We start from the raw sequence: 15,361 nt of genomic DNA on the forward strand, positions 1-15,361 counted from the left end.
GGAGGGGTCCCGGGCGACCGCGGACCGGCCGCGCTGTGGGGGTTCTGGGCGACCGTGAACCGGCCGCGCTGTGGGGGTTCTGGACGGGTCCGCGCGAAGTCCGGTGAAAGAGATCACAGCCAGGTGCGGGCTGAGTACACTCCGTCGTCTGGCAGGACCATCGGCGGTGAGGCGAGGGGCGGGGCGGTGCTCGTGACACCGGAGGCCGGGGACAAGATCGCCGGCCGGTACCTCTTGCAGGAGCCCATCGGCAGAGGCGGGATGGGCGTCGTCTGGCTGGCCTGGGACGAGCGGCTCGAACGGCGGGTCGCGGTCAAGTGCGCACGCCTGGACGACGATCGGGCCACGCGACGGCTCATGGGCGAGGCGCGCAACGCCGGGCGGCTGCACCACCCGAACATCGTGGGCGTCTTCGACTTCGTCGACGAGGGCGCCACCTGCTGGATCATCATGGAGTACGTCCCCTCGCGCAGCCTCGCACAGATCCTGACGGAGAGCGGTCCGCTCACGCCCGAGGCCGCCTGCTCGATCGGCTGCCAGATCGCGGCCGCGCTTGCGAAGTCCCACCACGAGGGCGTGGTGCACGGCGATGTGACGCCGGAGAACATCCTCGTCACCGACGAAGGCGTCGCGAGACTGACCGACTTCGGGATCTCGCGGGCGCTGTGGAGCGACGTCACACAGAGCGGGACGAGCAGTGTGCCCGGCAAACCACCGTATCTGGCCCCGGAGTTGGCCAAGGGGCTGCCCGCGGGCGAGAAGTCCGACGTGTTCTCCCTGGGCGCCTCCCTGTTCATGGCGGTCGAGGGCCGGTCGCCGTACGGCGAGGTCGAACACCCCGCGGCCTACCTGGCCCGGGCCGTCGAGGGACACATCGAGCCCGCGCACCGGGTCGGCCCGCTGGCGGGGCCGCTCACCGCCCTGCTGGAGGTGGAGCCCCGGCGCCGGCCCGACGCCGCCAGGGCGCAGAGGCTGCTGACGCGCGCCGCGCCACCACCCCCGCACATAGCGGAGCTGTTGCACGACAGCCGTGTGCGGGACCTGACGTCCCCAACCCTCCGGCTACGGCGACTCGTCCGCCGGGCGCAGGACTCCACGCCCTTCGGGCCGCAGCCGCAACAGCCCCTGCGCCGACGCCGGTTGGTCATCACGGCGGTGGCGCTGGCCGCGGCGGGCGCGATCACGGCCGGGCTGGTCGTCTTCGGCCCGTGGGCCTCGAAGAACGAGGGAGACGAGGGCGGCCGTACGGGTACGACCGACGCGAAACCCTCGGCCACGTTGCCGGCCGGTGCCATCGGCGACGAGCGTACGGCGGACCCCTGCGGGCTGCTCGACGCCGCCTCGCTGAGCCGCTTCGGCGACACCGTACTCGACCCGGACTACGGGGAGTTCGACCGCTGCGACGTCCTGGTGCGCAACAACAGCGGTGACGACAACGCGGACGTCCAGGTCAACCTCGACTCGGACCGGGACGACTTCGAAGACATCGCATCCACCCACCTCGTCGGCGGCCTCACGGTCGTGACCCTCAAACGGGACGGGAGGGCCTGCGAGCGGGCCGTCCTGACCACCGACGGCAAGCAGATCCGCGTCATCGGGAAGCAACTGGGCGAAGCGGCGCCCGACCCGTGCCAGCTGGCCGACGCCGCCACCGACCACGTGGTCGGCGTGCTGGCCGACGGCCCGGTGCCCCGGCGTTCGTCGCCGCCGCCCGCGAACTCCCTGGCCCGGTTGGACACCTGCACCCTGCTCGACGCCACCGCGCTCAAGCGGCTGCCCGGCGTCGACGCGGACAACCGGGACCGCGGCTTCGGTTCCTGGAGTTGCGACTGGTCCAGCGACGACGGCACACGCGAGGTCGAGATCCAGTTCAGCCGGGACAACTCGCTGGACTCCGACGACGGAACGGCGGTGGACGTCGCCGGGACGCGGAGCTATTACGTGGCGGACGAGGCCGAGGACGACAGCTGCACCGTACGGACACCGCACCGTACGTACACGGACTCCGTCGGCGACCGCACCGTCGAGCTGCTCCAGCTGACCGTGTACGCGCCGCGGTCGACCGCCGAACTGTGCGACTCCGCCGCGGAGTTCGCGACCACCGCCGTACAGAACATCGCGAAGCGAGCGCAGGAGCGGTGACATGACCGATGGGGAAACGGCACGGAGTCGGCCCGGAGAGCGGGCCATGCCCGCCCCGGGCGGCCGGCTCCTGCCCGCCACCCATGGGAGCCTCGCCCGTGGCGCGTCCGCACCGCTGCCCGGCACCGTCTTCGCGCTCGCGCTGACCGGCGGTATGACGTTGGGGCCGGGGGAGGGCCGCGAGGTCCTGTTCGGCCGCAACCGCCCCGAGGTGCATGTCTGCCTCGGGGAGGACGACCCGCAGGTCAGCCGCCACCAGGGCACGCTCACGCACCGGGACGGCCGCTGGTGGGTGAGCAACTCCGGGCGGCTGCCGATCCGTTGTGCGGGGGCCCGGCTGCTGTTCCGGGATGAGGAGCCACTGCCGCTCGACACCGGCTACACCCCGCTGTTCGTCGGCGGCTCCCACGGGCGCGAGCACCTGCTGGAGGTCTTCGTCACCGGCCCCGAGGGCGACCGGCCGCAGCCGCGGCACGAGGACGTCACCCGCCCGCCCCGGGTGTGGACGCTCACCGAACAGGAGAAGCTCGCCCTCGTCGTCCTCGGCCGGCGCTACCTGCTGCACGAACCCCGGCCACAGCCGCTGACCTGGCGGCAGACCGCCGCCGAACTCGCCGAGGTGCAGCCCGGTGCCGGCTGGACGGACAAGCGCGTCGAGCACCTGGTCAACGGCGTGCGCACCAAGCTCTCCCGCGACGGGGTGCCCTGGCTGACCCGCGAGGAGCTCGGCGAGCCGGTGGGCAACGCGCTCAACGACCACCTGATCCGGGCCCTGCTGGCGTCGACCACGCTCGTACCGATGGACCTGGCACTGATCGACTCGGCCTGACGCAGTCACCATGGCCGCCGGCGGAAGTACGTGTTGCCTTCGCGACCGTAGAGCAGGGGCACACCCAGGCTGGTCAGGACCACCGCCATCAGGTCCATCACGGCGAACTCCCACCCGTAGGGGGACTCAATGAAGCCCGGCGCCCGGGACCCCTGTCCAACGACGAGCCAGACGGCAGCGGCCGTACCGAGGATCCTGGCTGTCCACCGGCCGCGACGGATGCGTGCGGCGGACCAGATGTAGACGCCGAGGATCGCACTGGCCCCCGGCAGGTCGCCCGGAGCGCTGCTCCCGCTCACCGGCACCCAGAACACCGCGGACGTGATCAACAGCCAGAACGCCACGGTGATCACCCGGGGCCTGCGGGCGTCCACCTCCAGCTCTTCCTCCTCGAACTCCTGGGGCTCCTGGGGCTCCTCGGGCAGGGGTTCCGCCGCACCCGGTTCGTTCGGCGAGCCGGTCACGGGCGTACCTCCCCTGTACGCCGGTGGGCCACGACGACCTTTCCTCCACTCGATACGGAGGTGATGTCGGCCCGCGTGAGGATCACGTCGTCCGAACCGAGCAGGTCGTGGTGATGGCGAAAGTCGTCCAGGCCACCTGAGTGGGTTCTGCCGCGGAAGCCGACGAGCGCCGTGACCGCCTGGCGGGCCGCTCCGCTCGGGGAGCTGTCGGCGTCGGCATCGCGTTGCCGGGCGAACAGTAGGGAGAACAGCAGGTCGGTCGGCATGCCGCGAGAGCCGAAGTTCGCGATCCGATCCGCACTCTTCCCGCCCTCGCCGCCCGACCAGTCGTTCTGCAGGTGGGTCGATCGGACGTACTCCTGGAACAACTCCTTCCGCGGCGTCTGCGGCGCCGCCGCGCCACACGCCGACACCAGTACGGCGACCAGGACCATGTCGGCCGGGAACGCCCCCGAGCGTGCTCGCACCATGCACTTCCCCCTTCACGAGTGTGTCGGGCAATGCCTACCGGCACAGCGTCGGGAGGGGTCCCGGTGGCCCCTCCCGACAGCAAACTCGCACTCCCCGCTTGGGAAGCGACGGCACCTGGACGTGCTCCATGGCTTTGACCTGCGGAAATGCCTTCCTTCCGAGGTGCTCGTGAGGGGGAAGCGTGGACCCGCGCATGTGTCCGTGACGTGGCCTGAGGCGGATTGTCGCCCGACGGATTGCGGATGGGGACGTTCTGCGAACACCTGGCCGTTGTCCCGTGCCAGGCTGACCAACGGCATGACATCACCAGCGGCCTTGATCGCTGCCGCTCCGGCCGGCACGGGTCACGGCTCACTACTGGGCCGGCGCCACCCCCCGGACACGGCCGCCGTGGCACTGCCGGGAGGTGGCCGAACAGGTCGTCTGCCGGATCATCCGGTCACGGGAGACCGCAGACCCTCAGCGGCGGTAACCACCGTCGATTCAAAGCTCTTCTGAAGCCAGGCGTGGGAACAGCAGGCTGAGGACTCAGGTCCGTGAACGCTTCCGGTGCGTCCCACGAAATCCCAGGCCAGCGGCGCGATGTGGAAACCGTCAGTGGTGCCTGCATGGCATCCGCCAAGCGCTCGTGCCCTTCGCATGCCCGACCTCTGCGTGCTCGAAGGGGCAGAATCTGCTGGGGAGCCTTGAGCAATGCATAAACCCCAGGTCGCTGACCTGGGGTTTCAATCTGGAGCGGGTGACGAGAATCGAACTCGCGCTCTCAGCTTGGGAAGCTGATGTTCTACCATTAAACTACACCCGCGTAAGACGCCGACCAGAGCCGGTGCCCGAACGCATCGTCACCTTACCTCATCCCCGGCCCCCGGCGCTGAAGCCGTGGGGCCGGCCTGTGTTTCGGGGGTCGATGAGGCTGCGGGGGGCCGGAGTTGGGGCGTACCGTGGCGGGGTGGGTGAGGGTCCGGGGGAGGTCGGAGAGCCCCCTGGAGAGTCGTTCCTTTGATCCCGTAATGTGGCATTTGTCGTCAGGTGAGCAGTAGCCAGACGCGGCTCTTGGGGAAGGGACTCTTGGACTTGATGGAGCGCACCGTCGTCCGTTGTGCCGATGGGCACGTGTTCAGCACCGCTTCGTTCCCGATGCAGCAGGCCGAGCGACTCGGCCCCGGCCGGCTCGTCCGGTGTCCACGGTGTGCCCGGCTCCGCAGTGTGGTGCCGGTCAGCCTTGAGAAGCATTAGGGACAGAGCAGGGCAGTGACGCAGCAGTAGCGGGCGCGTGGGCGGCACGATTGTGGCCGGTCCGCGCGCCTTGCGTATCCTCAGGGCGTGCTTCTCTCAGACAAGGACATCCGGGCCGAGATCGACGCCGGGCGGGTGGTGATCGATCCCTACGACCAATCCATGGTGCAGCCGTCGAGTGTCGACGTGCGGCTGGACCGGTATTTCCGGGTGTTCGAGAATCACCGCTACCCGCACATCGATCCCTCCGTCGAGCAGGGCGATCTGACGCGGCTCGTGGAGCCCGAGGGTGACGAGCCGTTCATTCTGCATCCCGGAGAGTTCGTCCTCGCCAGTACGTACGAGGTCATCACGCTCCCCGACGATCTCGCCTCGCGGCTCGAGGGGAAGAGCTCGCTCGGGCGGCTCGGACTGGTCACCCACTCCACCGCCGGGTTCATCGACCCCGGGTTCTCCGGGCATGTCACGCTCGAGCTCTCCAACCTCGCCACCCTGCCCATCAAGCTGTGGCCCGGCATGAAGATCGGCCAGCTGTGCATGTTCCGGCTGAGCTCGCCCGCCGAGTTCCCCTACGGGAGCGAGCGCTACGGCTCCCGGTACCAGGGGCAGCGCGGTCCCACCGCCTCCCGGTCCTACCTCAACTTCCACCGGACCCAAGTGTGAGTGGAGTGACTGCTGTGAGCGGTGTGCGGGAGAACCTGACCTACGAGGCGTTCGGGCACGCCGTGCGCGAGCTCGCGCAGGCCATCGCCGACGACGGGTACGAGCCGGACATCGTGCTCAGCATCGCGCGCGGGGGTGTGTTCGTCGCAGGCGGGCTCGCCTACGCCCTCGACTGCAAGAACCTCCACCTGGTGAATGTGGAGTTCTATACGGGGGTGGGCACCACCCTGGAGATGCCCGTCATGCTCGCCCCCGTTCCCAACGCCATCGACTTCTCCGACAAGAAGGTGCTCATCACCGATGACGTCGCCGACACGGGGAAGACGCTGAAGCTCGTACGCGACTTCTGTCTCGACACCGTCGCCGAGGTCCGGTCCGCCGTCGTCTACGAGAAGTCGCAGTCGCTGGTGAAGTGCGAGTACGTGTGGAAGCGGACCGACGACTGGATCAACTTCCCGTGGAGTGTCCTTCCTCCGGTGCACAGGTCGGGAGAGGCGGCCAAGGTGAACAAGGAAGCCCTCTGAGTGTGGAGTTGTTGAAACAACTGTGTGGTAAAGCCTTGGCCAAGGCCGTACGCTCCCTCTGACCGATCAAGGATTCAGTGGGGGGAACAGTTCATGCGCACAATCGCGCGCCTTGCCCTGCTCGGGACCAGTCTTGCGCTGGTTGCCGGGGCAGTCGGTGCCACCGCCGCCCAGGCGGATGACGGCGGCTCGGGCGACATCACGATCGACAAGGTCGTCGTCAACGGCGGCAAGCCGGTCGTGGTCGGTACCACCAACGCGGTGTCGGCCAAGGTCTCCGTGACCGCGACGGACAATTCCGGCATCAAGGAGACCACGTACATCAGCGCCTTCGGTCCCAACCCGAACTTCGCGCAGATCTGGTACGACGACGGTGACATCACCTGCGTCAAGCTGAGCGACACCACGTCGACCTGCACGGGCACGCTCACCTTCGACCCGCAGGCGGCGACCGGCTTCGTCGACAACAACGCGGCGGCCACCTGGAACCTCCGCACGCTGGTCTCCGCCAACGACTTCGACTACATCCACCGGGACGCGGCCACCACGTTCAAGGTGCAACGCGCGTCGAAGCTGACGGTCGACGCCTCGCCGGAGCCGGTGAAGAAGGGCAAGACCATCACGGTCACCGGCAAGCTCTCCCGGGCCAACTGGGAGGACAACCTGTACCACGGCTACGCGAACCAGCCGGTGAAGCTGCAGTTCCGCAAGAAGGGCAGCACCACCTACACCACGGTGAAGACGATCAGGACCAACTCGACGGGCGCCCTCAGGACGACCGTCACCGCCTCCACCGACGGCTACTTCCGCTACAGCTTCGCGGGCACGGCGACGACCCCGGCGGTCAACGCGGCCGGCGACTTCGTGGACGTCCAGTAGCCACGTACTGAGAGCAGCAGCGCGAAGGGCTCCCGGCAGTGCGCCGGGAGCCCTTCGCGTCGTACGGGGTCCTGTCAGAACGTGCCCAGCTTCACGATCGACAGCAGGGCGATCAGCTGGATCGAAGAGGCGCCCAGGGCCTTCGGCCAGGGGAGGTCGTGGGAGCGGCTGACCATGAGCGTCAGGAGGGCGCCTGCGGCCACCCAGGTCGCCCAGCCCAGGGCCTGGACGAAGGTCGCGTTGCCGCCGAAGAACATGGCGAAGACCAGGCGGGGCGCGTCCGTCAGGGACATGATCAGCATGGAGAGGCCGACGGTGGGCTGCCAGGCGCCGTCACCGCCGAGCTGGCGGGCCAGGGTGTGGGTGACCACGCCCAGGATGAAGGACGAGAGGACCAGCGCGACGGCCGTCGTCAGGACGATGGGTACCGCGTTCGCCAGGGTGGCGTTGATCGCGTCCGAGCGTGCCCCGTCGAAGCCGAAGACCGCGAGGAGGCCGTAGAGGAACGTCACGATGAGGGCCGGGCCCCACATCGTGTAGTCCCGCATCTGGAGGAAGGTCTGGGTGGGGGAGAGGATGATTCCTCTCAGGAGGTCCTTCCAGCGGAGGCGGGGGCCTGCGGGGGCCGCCGGGGCCGAGCCCGCGCGGTAGGTGCCGCCCTGGTTGTACGGGTCCTCGCCGACCGTGAACGCCTGGGTGTGGCCCGGGTTGTTGGCCGCGTACGGGTCCGGGTTGCCCTGCGGTGCGTAGCCGCCGCCGTCGCCGAAGTACTCCGGCTCGCCGTACCCGCCGCCGTTGCCCTGCGGCCACTGGCCGCCGCCGTTCCCGTACTGCTGCTGCCCGGGGTGGGGCTGCGGCGCCGGGGGTTGGCCGTACGACGGGCGGCCCTGCGGCGCCTGCTGTCCGTACGGGGGTTGTTGCGGTCGCGCTTGCGGAGCGCCGTTGTTCCGGGCGCCGCGTCCGATCCTGAATCCAGCCACGTCTTCGAACGTACCTGGTCCCGGAGAGTGACGTGGCGGGCCCGGCGGTTCGGGCCCGGCTTTGCTGCCGAGCTGTGACATCCCTTAAGGGGACGGTAAAGGAACCCCTAGGGAAGCTCTACGGCACCGGCCGCGCAGCGCAGGGAGGAGCCGGGCCCGAGGGTGAGGGCCCGGCTCCGGTACGGGGTGGGTCAGTCGGCGAAGTTGGCGCCGAAGGACGGCGTTCCGGTCGTCGAGACACCCGAGGTGCTCGGCGAGATCGCGCGCGAGCCGGTCGTGGTGATCACGGTGCCGTCGGAGGGCAGGTAGGTGACCGCGCCGTTGCCGTCGTTCTCGTACGAGCCCACGATCAGGTCGGCCCTGCCGTCGCCGGTGACGTCGTCGAGCTTGACGTCGGCGCCGAACATGTCGTCGTCCTCGTCGTTGCCGGGCACACCCGGGGCACTCTGGGCGAAGCCCTGGGCGCCGGAGGTGGTGTCCAGGCCGGTCGAGGTGCCGTAGAGGACCGTGACCGCGCCGGTGTTGGCGGCGCTACCGATGTTCTCGCCGGCGACGCCGATCGCGAGGTCGAGGAAGCCGTCGCCGTTGATGTCGCCGAGGTCGAGCTCGGAGCCGAACCAGTCCTTGTTCTCGGCGGTTCCGGGGACGTTGCCGGTGTCCTGGGTGATGCCCGTGGTGTTGCCGGGACCGCCGTCGGAGCCGTAGGTGACCCAGACCTTGCCGCCCTTGCCGGAGTCCGGGATCGACGTGCCGTCGCTGGTGGTCGTGTCCCAGTAGGCGCCGCTGACGATGTCGCCGTGGCCGTCGGCGTTGATGTCGCCGATCGCGGTGATCACACCGGGCTTGAGGGCCTGGGCGGAGGCGACGCTCAGGCCGCTCGCGGTGCCGGGGATGTAGTAGTTGCGGTTCCAGCCGTAGCTGGTTTCGGTCTCGTAGCCGTCGACGACCAGGTCCGTGCGCTTGTCGCCGTTGACGTCACCTGCGGTGAGGTTGAGCGGGCCGTTGGCGTCGCCGCCCGACTGGATGGGCGGCTTGATGGTGTAGCGGCCGCCCGCGGTGCCGGAGGAGTTGAAGCCGCCCTTGTAGACGTAAATGGTGGAGGCGGAGCTGCCGACGGCCAGGTCGGCCTTGCCGTCGCCGTCGAAGTCGCCGGCGGCGAGGTTCTTGCCCCAGAAGTCGTGGCTGGAGGGGGCCGGGTCGGCGATGCCGGAGCCCTTGCCGGTGATGCCCGAGGCCGAGCCCCACAGGATCACGAGGCCGCCGCCGTCGGTGTCGCTGCCCACGTCCTCGCCGGGGGAGCCGACCGCGAGGTCGTCGTAGCCGTCGCCGTTGAAGTCGGCGTACGCGGTCTCCGAGCCGAAGGCGTCGCCGGTCTCGGCGGTGCCGGGGTTGCCCGTGGTGTTCTGGCTGATCGTGGAGCGCTTGGCGGAGGACACGCCGGTGGCGGTGCCGTAGAGGACGACCACCTGGCCGGCGGTCTTGTGGCCGCTGACGTAGGCGCCGGCGGCCGAGAAGGCGACGTCGCCGGTCCCGTCGCCGTTGAAGTCGGCCTGCGGGACATGTGTGGAGTCCGCGGCCGTGGCGTTCACGGCCGAGAACGTGAGCAGACCGCCCGTCAGAGCGACGGCGGTGGCCGTCGCGAGGGCGAGTCGCAGAGGCTTGTGCATGCGGGTTTCTCCTGCGGCATGCGGGGATGCCTGGCGGGCATCCACAGTCAATGGGGTGCGCGCCGAATCGTGTTCGCCGGGAGTTGTCCTCGCGTTCACGATCGGGCGGCGATCAGGAGACCCGTGATGGGGTGTAAGGGTTGTACGTGATTTCAGTAAATTCCTGAGGTCGTTTCCCGGGTCAGTCGGCCAGGAACTCCGAGCTGGAGAAGGTGACCGCCGGCTCCGCGCCCACCAGCCCCTTCTTCGCGCCGGGGTAGACGGCGACGGTGTCCTGCGTCTCGCCGCGGTACGTCCGCACGGCGAGGTCCGCCCGCCCGTCCCCGTCGAAGTCGCCGACGGCCAGCACCCGGGTGGTGCCCCGGGCAGGTGGCTTCACGGTCACCATGCCCGCCTTCGACAAGCCCGTCGTACTACCTCGGAACACCCGCAGCCCCGACCCGCCGGCGACGAGTTCGCTCAGGCCGTCGCCGTCGAAGTCGGCGGCGTCGAGCAGGGAGCCGGGGGAGCGGAGGGTGGCGCGGGTGGCGGTCGGGAGGTCGTAGCGCAGGGACGTTTCGTCCAGAGTGCCGACGGCCGCGTCGAGGGCGGTGCCCCTGCCGAAGCGGCCGAGGGCCACGTCGATGCCCTCGGGCAGGACGGTGCCGGTGCGGGTGGGGCCGGCGGGGCCGCCGAGGACGACGGACGCCTTGCTCACGCCCTCCGCCGTACGGACCACCAGGTCGTCGAAGCCGTCGCGGTTGACGTCGGCCGCCGGGCCCGTGGGGACCTCGCCCGGCGAGGGGACAGGGGCGCCGGCCGCGCGGGGCGCCCCCTTGCGGCTGAACGGGCCGCGCAGATAGCTCAGTTGCTCCCTGGATGCGTGCAGGACCAGGTCCTGAGCGCCGTCGCCGTCGAAGTCGCCGCACACCGGCCGGTCTGGCCAGTCGTTGCCGAAGCGGGCGACGGCGGGGACGGTGAGTTCGACGGCACGGGTCAGGCCGCCGGGTGAGCCGAAGAGGACCTGCAGGGGGACCGGGGGCCGGCCCTGGCCGTCGTAGGGCGGGTCGGTCGAGACGATCAGGTCGGTGAAGCCGTCCTTGTCGAGGTCGCAGCTCGCCTCCGCGTCGAAGACGGCGGGAAGTCGGCCTTTTGTCCGGGTCGCGTACCTGGCGGGGCTGAGCAACTGCCGTGCCCCCGGGGTGAGTCCGTGGGCGCTGCCGTAGACGACGCCTATGCCCGCGTCGTCGGCATGGCTCTGCGCCTTCACGAGCGCGTCGAGGACGAGGTCGCGGTGGCCGTCGCCGTTGAAGTCGTCGGGGGTCCTGCTGCCCTTGCCGCCGGGTATCGGCAGTTCGGCCGGGGCGTCCGCGACCCGGACGGGGGTGGGGCGGGCGGCTCCGGCGTCCCCACCGGGGCCGCAGGCGGCGAGCAGAAGGCTGCCGCAGAGGGCCGCCGTACACATTCCGCCTCTTCGCACGCGCACCGTCCCCCTCGTCAGCACCGTCGACAACGCCTGGGCAATGATGCACATGTTCGGGGTGGGGCGGCAGCCGCCGGGATCGGTGCGGGGTCCAAGATGGGGGCATGAGCGTAGTCAAGATCAATGTGCTGACCGTGCCGGCCGAGCAGCGCGAGGTGCTGGAGAAGCGGTTCGCCTCGCGGGCCTCCGCCGTGGAGGGTTCCGACGGCTTCGAGTGGTTCGAGCTGCTGCGGCCGGTCGAGGGCACCGACCAGTACCTGGTGTACACACGGTGGCGTGACGAGGCGTCCTTCGAGGCCTGGATGCAGGGGTCGATGAAGTCCGCCCACCAGGGCGGCGGCGAGGGCGCCGAGCGCCCGAAGCCGGCGGCCTCCGGCTCGACGCTGTGGTCCTTCGACGTCGTGCAGTCCGCGGGCCCGAAGGGCGCGTAGACACACAGGGCGGCGCCCCCTGCCTCGTAGGAGACAGGGGGCGCCGTCGTGTTTGTACGGACTACTTCACCGGCTCCGGCTCCGGAGCGGTCTCCGTCTCCTCGTCGCCCGCCGGGTCGACCGGCGTCCTGACGGACTCGAGGAGCAGCTGGGCCACGTCCACCACCTGGATGGACTCCTTGGCCTTCCCCTCGTTCTTCTTGCCGTTCACGGAGTCCGTGAGCATGACCAGGCAGAACGGGCAGGCCGTCGAGACGATGTCCGGGTTCAACGAAAGAGCTTCGTCCACGCGCTCGTTGTTGATGCGCTTGCCGATCCGCTCCTCCATCCACATGCGGGCGCCGCCCGCGCCGCAGCAGAAGCCCCGCTCCTTGTGGCGGTGCATCTCCTCGTTGCGGAGGCCCGGCACGTTGGCGATGATCTCGCGCGGCGGCGTGTAGATCTTGTTGTGGCGGCCCAGGTAGCAGGGGTCGTGGTACGTGATGATGCCCTCGACCGGGGTGACCGGGACCAGCTTGCCCTCGTCCACCAGGTGCTGCAGCAGCTGGGTGTGGTGGATGACCTCGTAGTCGCCGCCGAGCTGCGGGTACTCGTTGCCGATCGTGTTGAGGCAGTGCGGGCAGGTGGCGACGATCTTCTTCGCCGACTTGGGCTTGGCGGACTCCGGGACCACCTTGCCGTCGTCGTCGAGCTCCTCGCCGAACGCCATGTTCAGTGCCATGACGTTCTCCATGCCGAGCTCCTGGAACAGGGGCTCGTTGCCGAGGCGGCGGGCGGAGTCACCGGTGCACTTCTCGTCGCCGCCCATGATCGCGAACTTGACGCCCGCGATGTGGAGGAGTTCCGCGAAGGCCTTGGTGGTCTTCTTGGCGCGGTCCTCCAGGGAGCCCGCGCAGCCGACCCAGTACAGGTACTCGACCTCGGTGAGGTCCTCGATGTCCTGGCCGACGACCGGGACCTCGAACTCGACCTCCTTGAGCCACTCCAGGCGCTGCTTCTTGGCCAGGCCCCAGGGGTTGCCCTTCTTCTCCAGGTTCTTGAGCATCGTGCCCGCCTCGGACGGGAACGCGGACTCGATCATGACCTGGTAGCGGCGCATGTCGACGATGTGGTCGATGTGCTCGATGTCCACCGGGCACTGCTCGACGCAGGCGCCGCAGGTGGTGCAGGACCACAGGACGTCCGGGTCGATGACGCCGTTCTCCTCGGCGGTGCCGATCAGCGGGCGCTCGGCCTCGGCGAGAGCCGCGGCGGGGACGTCCTTCAGCTGCTCCTCGGACGCCTTCTCCTCGCCCTCCATGCTCTTGCCGCCGCCGGCGAGCAGGTACGGGGCCTTGGCGTGGGCGTGGTCCCGCAGGGACATGATCAGGAGCTTGGGGGAGAGGGGCTTGCCCGTGTTCCAGGCCGGGCACTGCGACTGGCAGCGGCCGCACTCGGTGCAGGTGGAGAAGTCGAGGAGGCCCTTCCAGGAGAACTGCTCGACCTGGGAGACGCCGAAGACGTCGTCGTCACCGGGGTCGGTGAAGTCGATCGGCTTGCCGCCCGAGGTCATCGGCTGCAGGGCGCCCAGGGCCGTGGAGCCGTCGGCGTTGCGCTTGAACCAGATGTTCGGGAAGGCCAGGAAGCGGTGCCAGGCCACACCCATGTTGGTGTTCAGCGAGACCACGATCATCCAGATGAACGAGGTGCTGATCTTGATCATCGCGACCAGGTACACCAGGTTCTGCAGCGCGCTCACGCTCAGGCCCTTGAAGGCCAGGACCAGCGGGTACGACGCGAAGTACGAGGCGTCGTAGCCGTCCACGTGGTGGATCGCGCCCTCCAGGCCGCGCAGCACGTAGATCGCGAGACCGATGGTGAGGATGACGTACTCGACGAAGTACGCCTGACCCGACTTGGAGCCCGCGAAGCGGGACTTGCGGCCGGGGCGCGAGGGCAGGTTCGACAGGCGGATCGCGATGAGTACGACGATGCCGAGGACCGTCATCACACCGATGAACTCGGTGTACATCTCCAGCGGCAGCCAGTCGCCGACGACCGGTAGCGTCCAGTCGGCCTGGAAGAGCTGGCCGAAGGCCTGCGCCAGGGTCGGCGGCAGGGTCAGGAAGCCGACCGCCACGAACCAGTGGGCGAAGCCCACGATGCCCCAGCGGTTCATCCGCGTGTGGCCGAGGAACTCCCTGACAAGGGTCACGCTGCGCGCGTACGGGTTGTCGGTCCGGGTGCCGGCGGGCACCGGCTGGCCCAGTTTGAAGTACCGGACGAACTGACCGATGGCGCGTGCGAGCAGCGCAACGCCGACCACGGTCAGCACCAGCGACACGATGATCGCGGCGAGTTGCATTTGGGGGCTCCTCGGGACTGCGAGGGTCATTACTAAGCGGTAACTTATGTAGTCCGATTGAGACTACCCCCATCCTCCGTCGCACTGTAACCGGGCGTGCGGTGATCTGCGTCGCTGAGGGTTGCCTTAAGGGTCGCGACAGGGCCCGCGGCAAGGTCCGCGACCAGGCTTGTGACGATGCGATCGTGTTATTCATGCCAAATTGGTACATTTGCGCCTAACTTAGACCCGTGCTATACGGGATCGCCGCCGCCACCACCGCCCTGCTGCTCGCCGCCGTGCTCACCGCACTGCTGCGGGTGCCCGCGCTGCGCCTAGGGATCGTCGAGCGGAGACGTCAGCGGCAGCGGCCCGTGCCGCTGCTCGGCGGTGCGGCCGTGGTGCTCGCCACCTGTGGAGTGGCGGTGGCCATGGAACGGACCGGCGTCGCACCCCTTGGTGCCTGGGTGGGGCGGCTGCTCGTCGCCGGTGGTGCCGTCGCGGCGCTCGGGCTCGTCGCGGACGTGGGGCGGGTCAAGGCGCGGGTCCTCGTCGCCGGTACGGCCGTAGCGGCGGCCAGTGTCGTGCCGTACGAGGAGACCGGGGTGCCGGCCGGGCTGCTCGCCGTCGGGTGGATCGTCTTCGTCACCATCGGGTTCAAGGCGCTCGACCATGCGGACGCCCTCGCGGGGACCGTGGGCGTCCTCACCGCCTTCGGGGTGGGGGCCTGCGCGGCGGCCGAACTGATGGACGGGCTCGCGGTGCTGCTGAGCGTGCTGGCCGCCGCGCTGACCGGGTTCCTCATGCACAACTGGCCGCCCGCGCGCGTGGGGCTCGGTGCGTGCGGCTCGCTGTTCACGGGGTTCCTGCTCTCCGCGTCGGCGGTGTTCACCCGTGCGGGCTACGCGCTCGCCCCCAGTGCGGGAGTGCTGTTCTCGCTCACCGCCCTGGCGAGCGCCGATGTACTCCTCGTGGTCCTGTCGCGGCGGCTGGCCGGGCGGCCGTTGCTGCGCGGCGGGCCGGACCATGTCGCCCACCGGCTGCGGCGGTTGGGGCTCACCCCGCAGGGGGCGACCGTGCTGCCCGGAATCGGGGCCTTCGCCGCGGTGTTCGTCGGGGTGCTCATGCACATCGGGTGGACTGCTTTGTCCGGCGTGTACTGGGTGGGGGCGGTGGCGCTCGTCGTCGTACTCATGCTCCTTCGGGTGCCTGTGTACGGTCTCCGGCGGCCCGTGCCCACGCAATCGACGCAGGTCAGCGGCCCGTTGCGTGTAAGGAACGGATAAGAGT

The 15,361-nt window shown here is 69.6% G+C and carries 13 protein-coding genes and 1 tRNA gene; 7 read left to right on the forward strand and 7 right to left on the reverse strand.

Going from position 1 to position 15,361, the window contains the following annotated elements; all coding sequences use genetic code 11:
* Positions 1-186 precede the first annotated feature (186 nt).
* Positions 187-2,142, forward strand: a complete 1,956-nt coding sequence (locus IH68_RS0132285) for a serine/threonine-protein kinase (protein ID WP_030942070.1) — start codon at positions 187-189, stop codon at positions 2,140-2,142.
* A 1-nt stretch (position 2,143) separates the two neighbouring features.
* Entirely contained in the window at positions 2,144-2,971 is an 828-nt protein-coding gene (locus IH68_RS0132290) for an FHA domain-containing protein (RefSeq protein WP_234341683.1), read from the forward strand.
* Between the two features lie 5 nt (positions 2,972-2,976).
* On the opposite strand, the gene IH68_RS0132295 is transcribed toward IH68_RS0132290, so the two are convergent.
* The 3 genes from IH68_RS0132295 to IH68_RS0132305 form a co-directional block, all read right to left on the reverse strand.
* Positions 2,977-3,435, reverse strand: coding sequence for a hypothetical protein (locus IH68_RS0132295; protein WP_030942076.1), 459 nt, complete (start codon positions 3,433-3,435; stop codon positions 2,977-2,979).
* A complete protein-coding gene (locus tag IH68_RS0132300) occupies positions 3,432-3,905 on the reverse strand; it encodes a hypothetical protein (protein ID WP_030942078.1) in 474 nt (157 codons plus the stop codon). Before IH68_RS0132300 ends, IH68_RS0132295 begins: the two co-directional genes overlap by 4 nt.
* A gap of 732 nt (positions 3,906-4,637) precedes the next feature.
* A tRNA-Gly gene (locus tag IH68_RS0132305) sits at positions 4,638-4,711 on the reverse strand.
* Positions 4,712-5,229: 518 nt separating this feature from the next.
* Here IH68_RS0132305 and dcd point away from each other — a divergent pair.
* The 3 genes from dcd (at position 5,230) to IH68_RS0132325 (ending at position 7,208) form a co-directional block, all read left to right on the forward strand.
* Positions 5,230-5,805, forward strand: a complete 576-nt coding sequence (gene dcd / locus IH68_RS0132315) for a dCTP deaminase (RefSeq protein WP_030942080.1) — start codon at positions 5,230-5,232, stop codon at positions 5,803-5,805.
* 14 nt (positions 5,806-5,819) lie between these two features.
* Positions 5,820-6,329 (forward strand): phosphoribosyltransferase, encoded by a 510-nt coding sequence (locus IH68_RS0132320; protein WP_030942082.1) that lies wholly within the window; start codon positions 5,820-5,822, stop codon positions 6,327-6,329.
* Positions 6,330-6,422: 93 nt separating this feature from the next.
* A complete protein-coding gene (locus IH68_RS0132325) occupies positions 6,423-7,208 on the forward strand; it encodes a hypothetical protein (protein WP_030942083.1) in 786 nt (261 codons plus the stop codon).
* Positions 7,209-7,282: 74 nt separating this feature from the next.
* Here IH68_RS0132325 and IH68_RS0132330 read toward each other — a convergent pair whose 3' ends face one another.
* The 3 genes from IH68_RS0132330 to IH68_RS0132340 form a co-directional block, all read right to left on the reverse strand.
* Positions 7,283-8,269 carry a Yip1 family protein gene (locus IH68_RS0132330; protein WP_078912705.1) on the reverse strand — a complete coding sequence of 329 codons (987 nt, stop codon included), beginning with the start codon at positions 8,267-8,269 and terminating at the stop codon, positions 7,283-7,285.
* Between the two features lie 110 nt (positions 8,270-8,379).
* On the reverse strand, positions 8,380-9,855 hold the full coding sequence (locus tag IH68_RS0132335) for an FG-GAP and VCBS repeat-containing protein (RefSeq protein ID WP_030942087.1): 1,476 nt from the start codon (positions 9,853-9,855) through the stop codon (positions 8,380-8,382).
* A gap of 181 nt (positions 9,856-10,036) precedes the next feature.
* Positions 10,037-11,299 carry an FG-GAP repeat domain-containing protein gene (locus IH68_RS0132340; RefSeq protein ID WP_030942089.1) on the reverse strand — a complete coding sequence of 421 codons (1,263 nt, stop codon included), beginning with the start codon at positions 11,297-11,299 and terminating at the stop codon, positions 10,037-10,039.
* Between the two features lie 122 nt (positions 11,300-11,421).
* Between IH68_RS0132340 and IH68_RS0132345 the strand changes: the two genes are divergently transcribed.
* Positions 11,422-11,748 (forward strand): antibiotic biosynthesis monooxygenase family protein, encoded by a 327-nt coding sequence (locus IH68_RS0132345; RefSeq protein ID WP_030942091.1) that lies wholly within the window; start codon positions 11,422-11,424, stop codon positions 11,746-11,748.
* 61 nt (positions 11,749-11,809) lie between these two features.
* On the opposite strand, the gene IH68_RS0132350 is transcribed toward IH68_RS0132345, so the two are convergent.
* Entirely contained in the window at positions 11,810-14,092 is a 2,283-nt protein-coding gene (locus tag IH68_RS0132350) for a (Fe-S)-binding protein (RefSeq protein WP_030942093.1), read from the reverse strand.
* 230 nt (positions 14,093-14,322) lie between these two features.
* Here IH68_RS0132350 and IH68_RS0132355 point away from each other — a divergent pair, with 230 nt between their 5' ends.
* A complete protein-coding gene (locus tag IH68_RS0132355) occupies positions 14,323-15,357 on the forward strand; it encodes an MraY family glycosyltransferase (RefSeq protein WP_030942095.1) in 1,035 nt (344 codons plus the stop codon).
* The last annotated feature ends 4 nt before the right edge of the window (positions 15,358-15,361 follow it).

Origin of the sequence: Streptomyces sp. NRRL S-646 (assembly GCF_000720765.1) — a bacterium.
Classification (GTDB): Bacteria; Actinomycetota; Actinomycetes; order Streptomycetales; family Streptomycetaceae; genus Streptomyces.